15 protein-coding genes are annotated in these 15396 nt (G+C 46.8%); all 15 read right to left on the reverse strand.

The features are described 5' to 3' along the window. On the reverse strand, window positions 1-83 hold an 83-nt coding region (locus tag HBN61_RS22440; RefSeq protein ID WP_143510986.1), incomplete at its 3' end, for a helix-turn-helix domain-containing protein. A 30-nt stretch (window positions 84-113) separates the two neighbouring features. Beyond that, window positions 114-1196, reverse strand: a complete 1083-nt coding sequence (locus tag HBN61_RS02235) for a hypothetical protein (RefSeq protein WP_170046081.1) — start codon at window positions 1194-1196, stop codon at window positions 114-116. Window positions 1197-1320: 124 nt separating this feature from the next. After that, window positions 1321-2247: a glycosyltransferase family 2 protein gene (locus tag HBN61_RS02240; protein ID WP_170046082.1), complete on the reverse strand. Its 927-nt coding sequence runs from the start codon at window positions 2245-2247 to the stop codon at window positions 1321-1323. Next, window positions 2247-3473, reverse strand: a complete 1227-nt coding sequence (locus HBN61_RS02245; RefSeq protein WP_170046083.1) for an O-antigen ligase family protein — start codon at window positions 3471-3473, stop codon at window positions 2247-2249. Before HBN61_RS02245 ends, HBN61_RS02240 begins: the two co-directional genes overlap by 1 nt. Beyond that, window positions 3460-4764 (reverse strand): oligosaccharide flippase family protein, encoded by a 1305-nt coding sequence (locus HBN61_RS02250; protein WP_170046084.1) that lies wholly within the window; start codon window positions 4762-4764, stop codon window positions 3460-3462. Before HBN61_RS02250 ends, HBN61_RS02245 begins: the two co-directional genes overlap by 14 nt. 87 nt (window positions 4765-4851) lie before the next feature. Continuing rightward, window positions 4852-5889: an NAD-dependent epimerase/dehydratase family protein gene (locus tag HBN61_RS02255; protein WP_094992533.1), complete on the reverse strand. Its 1038-nt coding sequence runs from the start codon at window positions 5887-5889 to the stop codon at window positions 4852-4854. 50 nt (window positions 5890-5939) lie between these two features. Next, window positions 5940-7217: a Vi polysaccharide biosynthesis UDP-N-acetylglucosamine C-6 dehydrogenase TviB gene (gene tviB / locus HBN61_RS02260; RefSeq protein WP_094992534.1), complete on the reverse strand. Its 1278-nt coding sequence runs from the start codon at window positions 7215-7217 to the stop codon at window positions 5940-5942. Window positions 7218-7264: 47 nt separating this feature from the next. Beyond that, complete coding sequence (gene rfbC / locus HBN61_RS02265) at window positions 7265-7831, reverse strand: dTDP-4-dehydrorhamnose 3,5-epimerase (RefSeq protein ID WP_170046085.1); 567 nt, start codon at window positions 7829-7831, stop codon at window positions 7265-7267. Next, window positions 7828-8721 (reverse strand): glucose-1-phosphate thymidylyltransferase RfbA, encoded by an 894-nt coding sequence (gene rfbA / locus HBN61_RS02270; RefSeq protein ID WP_170046086.1) that lies wholly within the window; start codon window positions 8719-8721, stop codon window positions 7828-7830. The genes rfbC and rfbA overlap by 4 nt, the downstream gene beginning before the upstream one ends. Before the next feature lie 166 nt (window positions 8722-8887). Then, window positions 8888-9403 carry a transcription/translation regulatory transformer protein RfaH gene (gene rfaH, locus HBN61_RS02275; protein ID WP_170046087.1) on the reverse strand — a complete coding sequence of 172 codons (516 nt, stop codon included), beginning with the start codon at window positions 9401-9403 and terminating at the stop codon, window positions 8888-8890. Between the two features lie 88 nt (window positions 9404-9491). Then, the gene (locus HBN61_RS02280) at window positions 9492-10943 is read right to left on the reverse strand and encodes an MBL fold metallo-hydrolase RNA specificity domain-containing protein (RefSeq protein ID WP_170046088.1); all 1452 of its coding nucleotides are present in this window, start codon (window positions 10941-10943) and stop codon (window positions 9492-9494) included. 80 nt (window positions 10944-11023) lie between these two features. Then, a complete protein-coding gene (locus tag HBN61_RS02285; protein ID WP_346266451.1) occupies window positions 11024-12394 on the reverse strand; it encodes a Wzz/FepE/Etk N-terminal domain-containing protein in 1371 nt (456 codons plus the stop codon). Window positions 12395-12702: 308 nt separating this feature from the next. Beyond that, window positions 12703-12951, reverse strand: a complete 249-nt coding sequence (locus HBN61_RS02290) for a lipopolysaccharide assembly protein LapA domain-containing protein (RefSeq protein WP_094992539.1) — start codon at window positions 12949-12951, stop codon at window positions 12703-12705. An 11-nt stretch (window positions 12952-12962) separates the two neighbouring features. Further along, window positions 12963-13271, reverse strand: a complete 309-nt coding sequence (gene ihfB, locus HBN61_RS02295; protein ID WP_094992540.1) for an integration host factor subunit beta — start codon at window positions 13269-13271, stop codon at window positions 12963-12965. A 341-nt stretch (window positions 13272-13612) separates the two neighbouring features. Then, entirely contained in the window at window positions 13613-15307 is a 1695-nt protein-coding gene (gene rpsA / locus HBN61_RS02300; RefSeq protein WP_016780248.1) for a 30S ribosomal protein S1, read from the reverse strand. Between the last annotated feature and the right edge of the window lie 89 nt (window positions 15308-15396).

Consider the following 15396-nt stretch of genomic DNA (forward strand, 5'->3'; position numbering starts at 1 on the left):
GCTCGCAGCGAGGCGCCTTGCATACGCATGATCATTAGCGTTACGCGCTCTTCGATGGTCAAGTGGGTGTAGTGAGTAGTCATGCAGCACCTTACCTCGGGTGTTGCACTTGGTCACTGAGACCGCCAACCCATCATGACAATCAAAAAACCTTGAAAGATCTTAGGCGAGGCGCGCAAAGCCATTTTGCCAATCAAACTAAAAAATATTAGCGAAATTAACACACCTATTAGTGACTGTTCAACAAGAGTAGTGATCCAGTAATTATGAGCAGAAAGCTTAAAATCATAAATTGAAGAGTAATAACCAATAGGCTCGAAGGGGTGACTCATAAAGTAATTAATTTTCTCTAATGCGGTCTCTACACGACCATTACCCGTTTGCATATTAGCCAAACTTAATCTAGTCGACAGAAAAGTCTCATAACCCTTGCTTTCGCCGTTGAAAAAATAAAGGTAGCCGCACAAAATTAGCGCCCCCACTACAACAAGACGACTAAAGTAACGAAATCCAATAATTATGTATATCATGCAAACGAGAAGGATAATGACCGAGCGGGAAAATGTTAAAATAATTGCCAACGCTATGATCGCAAGATAGCAGATATCCCACTTTGTCTGATTTTTAACTGCTAAAAAAGAAGCAACTGATAGCAGCAGAACTTGAGCTATCGTATTACTTGCCCCCCAAGGCAAGGACATAGCCCCACCGACATAGCGCTCAAGAATAACAACTTGAAATCCATGCAAATAGGATTTGTACATCAAATTTAAAATAAAATAACCAGCCAATACCACGCCTGATAAAAATAGAGTGCGTGCTGTCCACTCAACAGAAACCCGCCTTCTCATCGTCGCAGCAATTAAGCATAAAAATATAAAAAAACCTAGTAGATTGGTGATCGCACGTGACAGAGAAGCCATTGGCGCCGCAGCAATAAAGCTTGTTAAAAACATTACAACTACGAACAAAATAGGCCACAAAAAAAACCTAAAATCCATCGCAGATAAATTATTTAAAAAAACCGGAACAAATAAAAAACAAGAAAGCAGCAAAAAAGGAGCAGCATAACTGATAACCACCCCATCTCCGGGCGAGCTACTGAAACCAAGCAACAGCATACCCAGTACGAACAACACATAGTAATTCGGGACTTTATGAGAATTCACACGCCACCACATACGTTCACTTAGCATTGAGCAAGCACTTCATTGGTATTAGGTTTTAAGCCCGAACTTGTCATCACATCTAACATCCTGAAATACCCCGCCTCTACTGTCTAGCAGCAATTAAAGCAGCCTTTTAACAAGATGTTCATACTCATTTATATCGCCCTACGATCCACCGAGGCAGCCAGGCATATAAATAACTATAAGCAACCGCCGTTTCTTTAATTGATGGCAACGATCTTTTTAGCAGAGAGAGAGCAATTCGGCAAAAGGGTTCAATCAGCATGGTAGCCAAGAGCACGAGAATGGCACCTAACAAATTAAAATGTTTGAATGCATAAATAATACGACTTCTAAGTGAATAGAATAATCGAAGCGCTTTCACTTGATCGGAGGTACCGCCTCCTTTATGAAAGGCTTGAACATTAGCCACATATTTAATATCCCACCCTTCGGCTTTCACCCTGTTTGATAAATCTAAATCTTCCAGATATACAAAGAACCGCTGATCGAAGCCTCCTAGATGTTCAAATAGCGAACGACGAATTAGATAAAAAGCACCAATTACATGGTCGACGGAACGTGTTTGCTTATGGTCCCACTCGCTCATAAAATGACCCACTGAAGGAAATATCCGGTCTATGCCTAACGCATGGGCTATGAGTCCGTGTACTGTAGGAAGACGTGTACAACTCTTCGCCACATGGCCCTGCTCGTCTTTTAATTGAACACCGCAAACGCCTACCTGCTGATTACTTTTATCAGACATGAACTCCAAAGAGTCTTTTATAGTATCTTTGTACACTAGGGCATCAGGATTGAGGAGCAAGATAAATTCACTTTTACCGTTTTTAGCGCCTACGTTACAAGCGGCACCAAATCCTAGATTTACTCCTGCACGATGAACCTGAACACCAGGTAGATCATCCAAACCTGCATCAGACCCATCTGTTGATCCATTGTCCACAACCGTAATATAGCCAATCTCGTTACTGCTCAAGTCAAGTAGTGATTTCACACAATCCCGGGCTTGTTCTTTTGAATTCCAATTAACGATCACCACATCTACTTTCGGCATTACAGTGGAACTCCTTCAGCAGTACGAGTCGAATTATAGTTCAACATTGCGACAGGTATAAAAATAACCCACATGTAGTCAAACTTAGCCAAATAAGGGTTCGTGGCTGTGGCTAATAAAAAAGAAATAAACCCTGCCAGATAGTAAAATTCAAATGACCCACGGCCCTTCAAGCGGACCTGCTTCATCAAGAACATCACCAACATCGCGACCCCGATGACATACATCGAGAACCCAATGACGCCATATTGAAAAAGCATTGAAACGTAAAATAACTCATAAGCCCAAGGCATATCAGGAGTGCGTACATAGCTAGCCACTGCACCTGCACCTTGCCCTACAGCTGGGTATTGCCAAAAGCCTTCCATCAAAGAATTAAACTGCCAAACTCTTTCCAAATTACTTGAATTATCTTCAAAATTGGTAATTGATGCTATTTTATCCACCAAATAATCAGGATAAAGGGAATAAAACACAAACCCAAACATCATAAATACGCTAGCTATCACTGCAATTTTCCAATAGCTTGAACGATTTGACGCAATCGCCCCAACTGTCAACAGATAAGCAATAATTGGGCCGGCAAAAACGGTGACCAACAATGCACGCCTACCGGAAAGAAGTACCAGCATGCATAGCCCCATCAGTGCAATAAAAACACGAAACGAAAACTTTTCACTCATAAATCGGCACATCAAAAATGGAATCAAAAAAATCATGGACGTCACATTAGGTAATGTGAACTTTATATAACCCTGCACTGAATCTACGACCGCTGAACCATCATAAATCAAGGCAAATACTTGAGACAACAAATTCCCAGGTACAAGCACTTGACAAAAAACATAAGCAAGATCAAGAACCATCAAAACTAACGCCGCGAATATAAAAAAACGTTTTAAACCTTCAGTTTCACCTTGATAAATCATACCCAAAACAACAAACAATACTGGGTATACAACCATCACAGTGAGCACACGCAGAGCACCCGGATTACCTACTATATAGCCATATACCGACCAACCGAAACCCACAAGAGTAAACGCCAATGCCAAATTAAATATTTTTATATTAATGCCATTGAAAGATTTACCGAACAGCGCGAGCAACAACAACGGAATCAACAATAAAAAGAGTTTTAATACTGGAAATGCAGTCGGCAATACTAAAGACATAAACAATATAGAAAGCACTAAAATTTTTGCAAGCCTATCAACCGCTAACATCTGAATCTCGCTCGACTGACAAGTATTTGGTGGCATAATGCGAACCAACATAGAGACAAACAGCGTCAATAAATACGCGGAGGCTCCACGCAACAGCCGCACCTACAACCCCATAGGCAATAATAAAAACATACAGCAGCCCTACAAAAATTGGCAATTCAACCACATGAAATATAGCGGTTATTTTTGTCCTGCCATGGGCATGAAGATAAGAGTAATACATTGCCCCAATTGCATTGAAGAACACACCGAGACACAATATACGCCCTACCATCACCGACTCTGGTGCCACATAATCCTTGACCCAAAGATTCAAAATAAATGGCATAATAAATGCTAATACACACATTGCACAAAACATCACAATTACAACGCGCACAAGCCACTTATCAAATACAGACTTGGCTTTCTCCGGATCGGAGTTTATTAAATTCGATATCATCGGAAAGGCAACCGTTGTTATTGCCCCAACTAATATCATTGATTGCACGGTTATTTCATATGGAATAACGTAAGTGGTCACAGCAGCAGCGGTAATCAAAGCCCCTACAAAAAAACGGTCCGCTTGCACTAAAAATGGGCTTACGATGCTACTGACTGTTACCCACCCCCCAAATTCTAAGAGTTTCTTTGCTTGTTCCTTCTTGTACTGGCCAGGTTGAACCAGCAGCCGTTCAGGCAAACATTTATAAGCAAAGTGCCTGTATGCAATAAGTGCTATTGACCTTGAGAGCACGAGCGTCGCTACAACCCAATACAGCTTATCTGTATATAGCGCGACCAAAAAAGGCCCACCGAAATTGGCAGCTCCCAGGAACATACGCAGAATACTTATGCTTTTGAAATTAAGATAGGCTTCGTTTACCCCTCGGTAGGTAGCACTGATGGCTTGCATCGGAATCGCAACGGCTAAAAGAAGAATTGAGATAATAACTTCATTTTTACTGACAGTATTTCGAGGTATTAAGTCGTATCCCCCGAATACTCCACCCAAAGCGATAAGCACTAAACCAGCCAGCCCTATCGTCGCTGTAATCTTGACTGCTGTGGCAATAACGTCCGGGATGTCACTTTCTTGTGCATAGCCACGTATGGCGGAAACTCGTTGGGTAACTGCTCGACCAACCCCTAGGTCTAGAGCACCTGCATAGCCAATCAAACCCCAGGCCAGTGCAAGGAAGCCAAAACGCTCGGTTCCGATTCTGGCAATTAAATTCGGAACGGTTACAACGGCAATTAACAGTGGCAGTCCCAGTCCGAGCAGGTTCCAGAATATATTTCTAACGTGCACGACATCCTCACGACTTCATGAATCCGCTAATTCAGCTTCATCCCATACAGACAGTTCAGGCCATGGTATGCCATGGCCTGCATAGTTTCAGGCGTTCGCCTTTTTTAAAAAGTTCAAGTACCACGGTAGTGCCAACGCAATACCCGTTGAAAACTCATGTTCAGGTGCGTAGCCCAAAAGCGTTTTTGCTTTAGTTATATCGGCCTGTGAATGAAGCACATCTCCAGCTCTGAAGTCCCGGTAATTAGGCTCCATGCCGTACGTGACACCGTTTGCTCGCAAGCCAGATTTAATCGCAGCGAACAAATCGTTAAGGTCGGTTCGTCCGCCCAGCGCGATGTTATAGACTTGATTGCGCGCTGACTCATTGGAGGTAGTGGCAGCAAGAATATTGGCTTGAACAGTATTTTCGATAAAGCAAAAATCTCGACTGGTTGTACCATCCCCGTTTATATAAACAGGTTCGTTCTTGACCATGGTCGCAATCCAGCGTGGAATTACTGCCGCATATGCCCCGTCCGGGTCTTGACGCTTACCGAAAACATTAAAATATCGCAAACCTATTGTTTTAAATCCGTAGGAGCGCGCGAAAACGTCTGCATATAATTCATTTACATACTTTGTTACTGCATAGGGCGACAAGGGCTTCCCGATAACATCTTCTACTTTGGGCAAGCCCGGATGATCGCCATAGGTTGAGCTACTTGCAGCATAAGTAAAGCTCTGAACATTGGACTCTTTGGCGGCCACTAGCATGTTCAGAAATCCGTCTATGTTTGTTGCATTTGTCGTGACGGGGTCGATGAGAGAACGAGGCACGGAACCTAAGGCGGCTTGATGCAAGACGTAATGTACATCCGTGCAGGCGTCACGACAGTCTTCCAAGTTACGTATATCGCCCTTAATCATCTTGAAACGTGCCCACTGGACAGCCGACACTGAACTTCTGACCTCATCAAGGTTATGTGGATGACCGGTTGCAAAGTTATCAAGCCCAACAACGAACTGATCCAGCAACAACAGTTTTTCTAGCAGGTTAGAGCCGATGAATCCAGCCACCCCAGTGATCAACCATGTCTTGGGATCAACAGGAAGTTTCTTTAAAATATCTTCGTACGCAGTCATGGTATTTAACCTAAATCGTTTAATTAGCTAAGCATCCGTTCAGGACAGGCTTACAAACGTATATCTGACTCTTCGCGACTCAAAAGATATTTCAAGTCATACAGGATGTGATTTGGTTTTCCATAGCTGCGTATAGCCTGTGCCCCTAAAGAACGAAACTCATTGTGTGCCACGGCTACCACTATGGCATCGTAAGACTCTTTGTCGGGCTGATTGACTGGCACAATACCGTATTCATGACACGCTTCTTCACTACTGACCCAAGGGTCAAAGACATCAACAGTGATATTGTATTCCGCCAACTCCCGCACAATATCAACTACGCGCGTATTGCGCAGATCCGGGCAATTCTCTTTAAATGCCAAACCCATAACCAAAACACGTGCGCCATCCACGTGAATACGCTGTTTAAGCATTGCCTTAATTAGTTGAGAAACGACATAGGCGCCCATCCCGTCATTTAAGCGACGACCGGCCAGGATTATTTCAGGGTGATAACCAATAGATTGAGCTTTATGTGTCAAATAGTAAGGATCAACACCAATACAATGGCCACCTACTAGGCCCGGTCGAAAAGGCAGAAAATTCCATTTTGTGCCCGCTGCCTCCAATACTGATTCGGTATCGATACCTAACTTATTGAAAATAATGGACAGTTCATTGATTAAAGCGATATTGAGATCGCGCTGAGTATTCTCAATGACCTTGGCAGCTTCCGCTACTTTGATGCTGCTCGCTTTGTGCGTGCCAGCCACAATAATTTTATTATAGAGCGCGTCCACCAAGTCAGCCACATCGGGAGTCGATCCAGAAGTGACTTTCTTAATCGTTGTCACTCGGTGCTCTTTGTCCCCCGGATTGATACGCTCAGGGCTGTAACCTGCATAAAAATCGACATTGAATACCAAGCCAGAGTACTTCTCGAGTACAGGTACGCATTCTTCTTCCGTTGCGCCTGGGTACACGGTGGACTCATAAATAACAATATCACCTCTTTTAAGCACTTTCCCAATGCTCTCGGAAGCTTTGATCAAGGGTGTCAAATCAGGTTGATTGTATTGATCAATCGGCGTTGGAACCGTAACAATGTAGGTGTTGCAAGCGGCCAATGTTGACACATCAGCACTAAACTTTAAAAATGTAGCTTCTTTAAGCTCTTCGTCCGAGACTTCAAGTGTCGAGTCATGGCCAGAAGACAAGGCGTTAATCCGCTGCTGGTTTATGTCAAAACCTACAACTGATTGTTGCTTGCCAAACTCCACTGCCAACGGTAAGCCGACATAACCCAAGCCAATGACAGCAAGTTTCAAATTTTCTAGCAAATGCATAATTCAATCCAGTTAATAGCGGTCGGCAGACAAAAACTCACAGTCGCTCAATATGTTTTCAGCAAGGCGTCAATTACGCTTGGCGCTTCACGATCCTTAACGCTAATAATATACTCTTCACACTGAGGCCACTGAATATTTAACATTTCATCATTCCACGCCAAAGAGCGTTCAGAGTCTTTATTAAAATAGTCAGTCGTTTTATACAGAAAATGAGTATCGTCTACTAAAGAAACAAAGCCATGGGCAAAACCTGCAGGTATCCATAGCATTCTATGATTAGAACTACTCAGCTCAACACCGACCCATTTAAGATAGGTTGCAGAGTCCGGGCGGATGTCAACCGCGACATCAAAAGCTGCGCCTTGAACCACGCGAACCAATTTCCCTTGCTCAAAAGGCGACGCTTGATAGTGTAGGCCTCGTAGTACGCCTTTTTTTGAGCACGAGTGATTGTCCTGAACGAAGGCTTCTGGCGCCGGAAGATTCAAGCCCTTAAGCCCCTCCATGAAGCCTTTTTCATTGAAGCTTTCCATAAACCAACCACGGTCATCGCTGAAGACGGTGGGTTCAATAATCACGACTTCGGGAATATCTGTTGGAACCATTTTCATGAGGTTTTATTCTCATCGTGGATTTTCTTCAAGTACTGACCATACCCGGTTTTACTCAGTTTACTTGCCTGATCAGCCAGTTTTTCCAACGGTATCCAGCCACTGTTGAATGCAATTTCTTCCAGGCAAGCAACTTTCAAGCCTTGACGTTGCTCGATGGTGTGAACAAAGTGGCTCGCTTCAAGTAACGACTCATGTGTTCCGGTATCAAGCCATGCAAATCCACGGCCTAACATCTCGACGGTCAAGCTTTTTTGTTCAAGATACGCTTTATTGACATCAGTAATTTCGAGCTCGCCCCGCGGGGAAGGTTTGATATTTTTAGCTATCTCAACCACTTTATTGTCGTAAAAATACAACCCCGTCACTGCGTAATTTGATTTCGGCACTGACGGTTTCTCTTCGATGCTCAGCGCTCTACCCGTACTGTCAAACTCCACAACGCCAAAGCGCTCCGGGTCAGATACGTGATAACCAAACACTGTGGCCCCAGAGCCCTGGTTCATCGCTGAACACAAATTATCTGAGAAGTGCTGTCCATAAAAAATGTTGTCGCCAAGAATGAGGCAAACTGAAGCCTCGCCAATAAATTCTTCACCAATGAGAAATGCCTGAGCCAACCCGTCAGGGCTTGGCTGTTCCGCATAACTAAGTTCGATACCGTATTGACTTCCATCCCCCAGCAATTTCTTAAAGCACGGCAAGTCTTCAGGTGTGGAAATGATTAAAATTTCCCGCATGCCAGCCAGCATCAATACTGATAATGGATAGAAGATCATGGGCTTGTCGTAAATCGGCAACATCTGTTTGGACACGCCCAGAGTCAGTGGGTGCAAGCGCGTACCTGAACCTCCAGCGAGAATGATGCCTTTTCGGTTGAGGGTAGTCATCTCTAGAGCACTTCCTTATCTATTCTGTACAGCACCTGTATCGAGTTCAGGTGAATGGTTGAATTCTGTTTTTAAACAAACACGCTACCGCCCCAGGATTGATCGTCAATTTCCTGAGAACGTTTATGGGTTTCATCATTGCCCAGGCTCATCACCTGAGTGCTGCTTAACGGCTAACGACAGAGGCCAAGGGCATGCTGATCTGTTGCTGACGGTTCATTAAATTGATCAAGAGAATGACGCGCTCTTCACCATCCATTGCCATGAATATTGATTCCAGACCGGCATACCCTTCCTCTAAGAGAGACACTTTATCCCCGGGATTAAACGTGGAAATAATACAGGTCTGTGCGCGTGCCTGCAGTTGCTCCACCAACTTCTGGCTGACGGGCAATGGCTGACCACCAAATGCCACAACACGAGTAACGCCACGACTGGAGCGCAATGGTGCCCAGTTTGCACCGTCCGGCATATGAATAAAGAGGTAACCCGGGAACAATGACTCCTGAATAAATTGGCATTTACCGCGCACAAGACGTTCTCGCCGGCAGACCGGACGTGAACAGCTATAGCCTTGGCGCACGAGATTTTGTTCGGCGCGTTCGTCCTGTCTCGGCTTGCATTGCACCAGATACCAGTCACCTTGTTTTGAGCCCGGCTCGGGTACAGTGGTTATGTCCATTGACCAATCATTCAACATTTTCCGTAGTTAGCTATCGCGCTTGCCTGAACCATTACAAGCTACTGGTTTATTTTCTGTGCCCGCGAGATTAGCTCACAGGTATCTGCAGGTCGAGTGAATGGTTTCGAGTGCTGTACAGCGTCGACAGTTCCCGCGCAAGGGCCTGTTTGGCGCGTAATTCTCCATGAACCAATCTGATTTGCTCAGGCCACTGGGCCATCCCAGACACGAAGTTCAGCAGATCGACCTGATCGGCATGCGCAGAGTATCCACCAAGGGTCGTGATACCTGCTCGAATACTGCAGCGCTCACCATCAAGCTCAACATACCCCCCGCGGGGCCCGTATTTCTGTATTGCGGCGCCAGGTGTTCCCTGCGCCTGATAACCCGTGAACAGCACGTTATGCCTTGGGTCACCCAGCATGGCCTTTAGGTAATTTACAATCCGGCCATTTGAGCACATGCCATTTGCAGCAATTACAATCGCCGGACGGCCGGTGCGGCGTAAATAGTTGACGGTTTGCATATGTTGCTCATGAGTGTCGATGGTGATGAGCTGTTGGAAGTGCAAGGGTTTGCGAGCAGCACTAAGCCGCTGCTGCGCAGCGTCATTCCAGTCGGCCTGTAACTCACGGTATACAGCCGTCAAGCGCTTGGCCAAGGGCGAATCGATAATGACAGGGAGTTCGGGCCAATTCATAGGTAAAGCCGAATCTTCACCTACGTTTAGACTCTCGTGTACCGATAGAGATTTGCGATGGAGTATATCTTCTATTTCGTACAGCAATTCTTGGGTGCGGCCAATGCTGAACGCAGGGATCATAAGCGTTCCATGATCAGCTAAAGCCTTATCAATGGCCAATTCGAGTCGTGTTTGCCGCGTACTTCGGTCTTCGTGAGTCCGGTCCCCATAGGTGCTTTCAAGTACTAGAATATCGGCGCGTTCCGGGGACTTCGGCGGCGACAAAAAAGGTGTAAACGGCGCTCCAAAATCACCGGAAAATACGATGCGATGGGTGGACCCTTGATAAGTCACTTCACATTCGACATAGGCAGAACCCAAGATATGCCCTGCTCTTTGCAAACGTATTCTGGCATGCAGCGTATGCGTGCCAGACACCGTGTACCACTCTGCGAAGGGGACAGCAATTATCTGTGTATGGACGCACTGTAAGTAACGTTCGACATTGCGAGTATCGCGATTGAATGTGAGGCGGAAGGCATCTTCCAGGACCAGTGGTAAAAGCTTGGCGGAAGGCTCACTGCAGATAATCGGCCCTTTAAAGCCAGCTGCCAGCAACAAGGGAATACGCCCCACATGATCCGCGTGAACGTGGGTTACGATTAACGCTTGGATCTCGTCGACAGAAAAGCTTATATCCTGGTTTTTTTGCGCCTCCCCCGAATTGCCCAAAGACTCAGCGCCTTGAAACAACCCACAGTCAATCAGCAGACTACGCTGAGCAGTCATTTGCAATTGGTGGCATGAACCCGTGACGCCATGAATGGCGCCATGATGAATGATCTGCGGATACGACATAAGCTTGCTCTCGATACAGCTCCATGAAGAGGCAATTAGTCCACAAAAAGGTCAGGTATTTCACCCGACCTTGGTGCCTTTCAAGGGTGATCCTTTTGCAAAACTTTTCCGCTTTGATCAGCTGAGATCGTGTTGGTCAAGGTTGCAGACAAGGCCGGCGGCGTTGATGTTCGTAACTCCGTACCGCGGGCGAGCACAAAGTGCCTTACAAGCGCTATAAGCACACCTAAAAGCCCTCCCAGCACCAGGCCGAGCAGCAAGATGATTGCTTTCCTTGGCTTAATTGGCGAGATCGGCTCCAGCGCTTTGCGATCTACCGAAACCAGTTTCAACGTAGAGATGTCCAGGTTACTCAAATTACCCAGCCGGACAACTTCTGCTCGGAGTGGCTCTACGCCTTTGAGGAACACATCTTCGTTTTGACGCTGCTTAAGCACTTCAACTTGTCGGTTACTTTGCAGCAGTTGCAATTCCTTGGCTATCTGAGCAATACGACTTTCTGTGAAATCATCCGTTTTGCGCTGCTGCAACGCTGCACGCTCAGCCTCCAAAGCTTCCACGCCCATGAAATAGAGTGGGATTTGCTGATTATTGATTTCAGTTCGCATAACACTGGTGTCACCCGAACGCGCCGAGTCGGCCAATGACGAAGGTGTGGTTGGCTTTTGAATACCTAACGATTTGGCGATAGCGATGGCTTCGGTCAACTGAGCCATTCTGTCGGTGCGGCGCACTTTGAGCTGCTGGCGCAATGCTTTTAACTCATCTTGCAATTGCGCACGCTTGAGATTGTCTGACTCTTCAAGTGCAGCAATGCGGGCCTCTTTGTCATTTTCATAACTGGAGCGCGCCGCATTGATCTTGCCTTGGAGCTCCGTCAACCGATTATTGACGATAACTTTGAGGTCAGCAGCGATCTGCTCACGCTCTGCATTGATCGCATAATCAACGAAGCCGTTCAGAATTTGGACGCCATCCACACCTTTCGGGTAGTTGAGCTCAAGGCTGATAAAGGAAGTCAGCGAATCTGCTTTTTTTGGATCCGGTTGCATCAGGCGCAATGAGTCACGATTAAACTCTTCAAAACTTTGCTCAAGGGTACGCCCAGGTCGCTTGAATTGGCTGAAAAGCTCCTGATTGTCACGGAAGAACCCCAAACGCGAATCATACGACTCAAGACTCGCGCCGACTTTGACCAGGGCCTCATTAGGCGGGAGCGTGTATACGCCAGAACGATTTAAGGCATCAAGTTCGTTGATAGCTGCTGGACGCAATACGCTGGTGACTTGGTATTCAGGCGTTACCAGGTAAGCATAGCCCAGTGCAACGAGTCCACTGACGACAGTGGTCGCGATGATAATTGCCTTTTGCTTCCAGATCGCCTGGATCAAAGCAAACAGATCAATTTCATCAACCGAAGAACCACTGGAAATCCGAGAAATACTTGTCACAACAAAGGCCTGCCTTCAAAAAGAAACTGCGGGCTCGTCATGCAGAAATTTTTCTTGCGTGCTTGTAATGGATATTTATTTTCAATCAGACAGTGGCATCACTGCGCGCCTGATGAAGCACAAAAAATAGCTGGCAACCGAGAACAGAACGCATTCTGCCAGTATTACCAAACAATACAAGGGTTGACGGTGTGCAGGACTTTTCCTGAGACAGGACCTACGCAGCAAGGCCTGACCTCACGCATACTGCAAACTCACTCTCGTTGGGCGCGAACACTTAATTCTTGCATTCGCCCCTACATCCGCCGTCAGCCAATATGCATACGACGCTTCAAACCAGCCGATTTTCGCCAGTAGGCAAGCAACCCTAATAGCGGCCCAATTGCTAAACCCACCAGTAATGCCCCTACGAAAAACACAGAGGCTGGCAATGATGGTGTATGCCAGCCCAAAAACGTCAGCGATGTCGCCTCTTGGTTTTCAAGGATGAAAATAATCACGCCAAAGAAAATCAGCAGAGACACCACCACGACGGCTGTGCGCTTAATAGCACGCATGAGCAGCTCCTTTACTCTTCAGGGTTAAAGCCATCTTCCTCGTCCTCATTGACCCGATCACGCAATTCCTTGCCCGGCTTGAAGTGAGGTACGAATTTGCCGTCAAGGCTGACGGACTGCCCGGTTTTTGGGTTTCGGCCAACACGCGGTGCACGATAGTGCAGCGAAAAACTGCCAAAACCTCGGATCTCTATTCGATCTCCGGTCGCCAGGGACTGTGACATTTGTTCAAGCATGGTCTTGATGGCCAGCTCCACATCTTTGGATGAGAGTAGCCCTTGATGGGTGACAATTCGTTCGATCAACTCCGACTTCGTCATATTTTTCCCTTCTTTTTCAAGCAGCTAGATCAGCGCTTGAAAGGTTTTAGCATGATCAAGTGACTTTGAACAGCCCAGGGATTGACTTATCGAAAGAAATATTGAAGGGGAACTTTTAGGCACACGCAACTCATAAAGATAGACGCAAGTACGCTGCAAGTAACTCGATGATCAGCAGGCCCGCAGGGGTGGGATTTGCATGGGCACGCAGAACCCCACTCAGTCACGCTCGAGCGCATGAGTGACTACAAGAGCAAGGGATTGAGGCTGTAAAGCCAAGAGACTCCATCGCGCACAAAAAAGGGCGACCGAAGTCGCCCTTTTTAATGGTCAATCAGAACTTAGTTCTGCTTTTCCATTTGTGCACGCAGCAGGTCGCCCAGAGTGGTCGGACCAGCAGCAATGTCAGAGGTCGCTGGCTTGTCGCGCAGGCTCTGGATTGCTTCTTTCTCTTCAGCATCATCTTTCGACTTGATGGAGAGTTGGATTACGCGGCTCTTACGATCAACGCTGATGATCTTGGCTTCTACTTCTTCGCCTTCTTTCAGAACGTTGCGCGCGTCTTCAACGCGGTCACGGCTGATTTCAGAGGCTTTCAGAGTCGCTTCGATATCGTTGGCCAGAGTGATGATGGCGCCTTTAGCGTCAACTTCTTTCACGATGCCCTTAACGATTGCGCCTTTGTCGTTCTCTTGTACGTACTCGGAGAACGGATCGCTTTCCAGCTGCTTGATACCCAGGGAGATACGCTCACGCTCTGGATCAACAGACAGGATAACGGTGTCCAGCTCGTCGCCCTTCTTGAAACGACGTACGGCTTCTTCGCCAACTTCGTTCCAGGAGATGTCGGACAGGTGAACCAGACCGTCGATGCCGCCGTCCAGACCAATGAAGATACCGAAATCGGTGATCGACTTGATGGTGCCGGAGATTTTATCGCCCTTGTTGAACTGGCCAGAGAAATCTTCCCATGGGTTAGATTTGCACTGTTTGATGCCCAGGGAGATACGACGACGCTCTTCGTCGATGTCCAGAACCATAACTTCCACTTCGTCGCCGACTTGTACGACTTTCGAAGGGTGGATGTTTTTGTTGGTCCAGTCCATTTCGGAAACGTGTACCAGACCTTCAACGCCTTCTTCCAGCTCAGCGAAGCAGCCGTAGTCGGTCAGGTTGGTTACACGAGCGGTAACGCGAGTGCTTTCTGGGTAACGGGCTTTGATAGCAACCCATGGATCTTCGCCCAGTTGCTTGAGGCCCAGGGAAACACGATTGCGTTCGCGATCGTACTTCAGAACCTTGACATCGATCTCGTCGCCAACATTGACGATTTCGGAAGGATGCTTGATACGCTTCCACGCCATGTCGGTGATGTGCAGCAGGCCGTCAACGCCACCCAGATCCACGAATGCGCCGTAGTCGGTGAGGTTTTTAACGATACCTTTAACTTGCTGACCTTCTTGCAGGGATTCCAGCAGCGCTTCACGCTCTGCCGAGTTCTCTGCTTCCAGTACGCTGCGACGCGAAACAACAACGTTGTTGCGCTTCTGGTCAAGTTTGATGACCTTGAATTCCAGCTCTTTACCTTCCAGGTGCGTGGTGTCGCGCACTGGACGAACGTCAACCAGAGAACCTGGCAGGAACGCACGGATGCCGTTAACGTCGACAGTGAAGCCGCCTTTAACCTTACCGTTGATAACGCCCTTGACCACTTCTTCTGCTGCGAAGGCTGCTTCCAGAACGATCCAGCATTCAGCGCGCTTGGCTTTTTCACGGGACAGTTTGGTTTCGCCAAAGCCGTCTTCGACCGCGTCCAGCGCAACGTGAACTTCATCACCGATGTTGATGTTCAGTTCGCCAGCGTCGTTGTGGAACTGCTCCAGCGGGATGAGGCCTTCAGACTTCAAACCAGCGTGAACGGTAACCCAACCAGCTTGGTAATCGATATCAACGATGATCGCGGTGATGATCGAGCCAGCCTGAAGATTCAGGGTTTTTAGGCTTTCTTCAAAGAGTTCTGCAAAGCTTTCGCTCATTTTAATTCCTGTTGAATAAGGGCGAAGGAATACGCCCATCTGCCACATTCCAGACAATGTGGGTTACGTTCATATAAAAGAAGGCATGC

The organism is Pseudomonas sp. WS 5071 (genome assembly GCF_012985765.1).
Lineage (GTDB): Bacteria > Pseudomonadota > Gammaproteobacteria > Pseudomonadales > Pseudomonadaceae > Aquipseudomonas > Aquipseudomonas lundensis_A.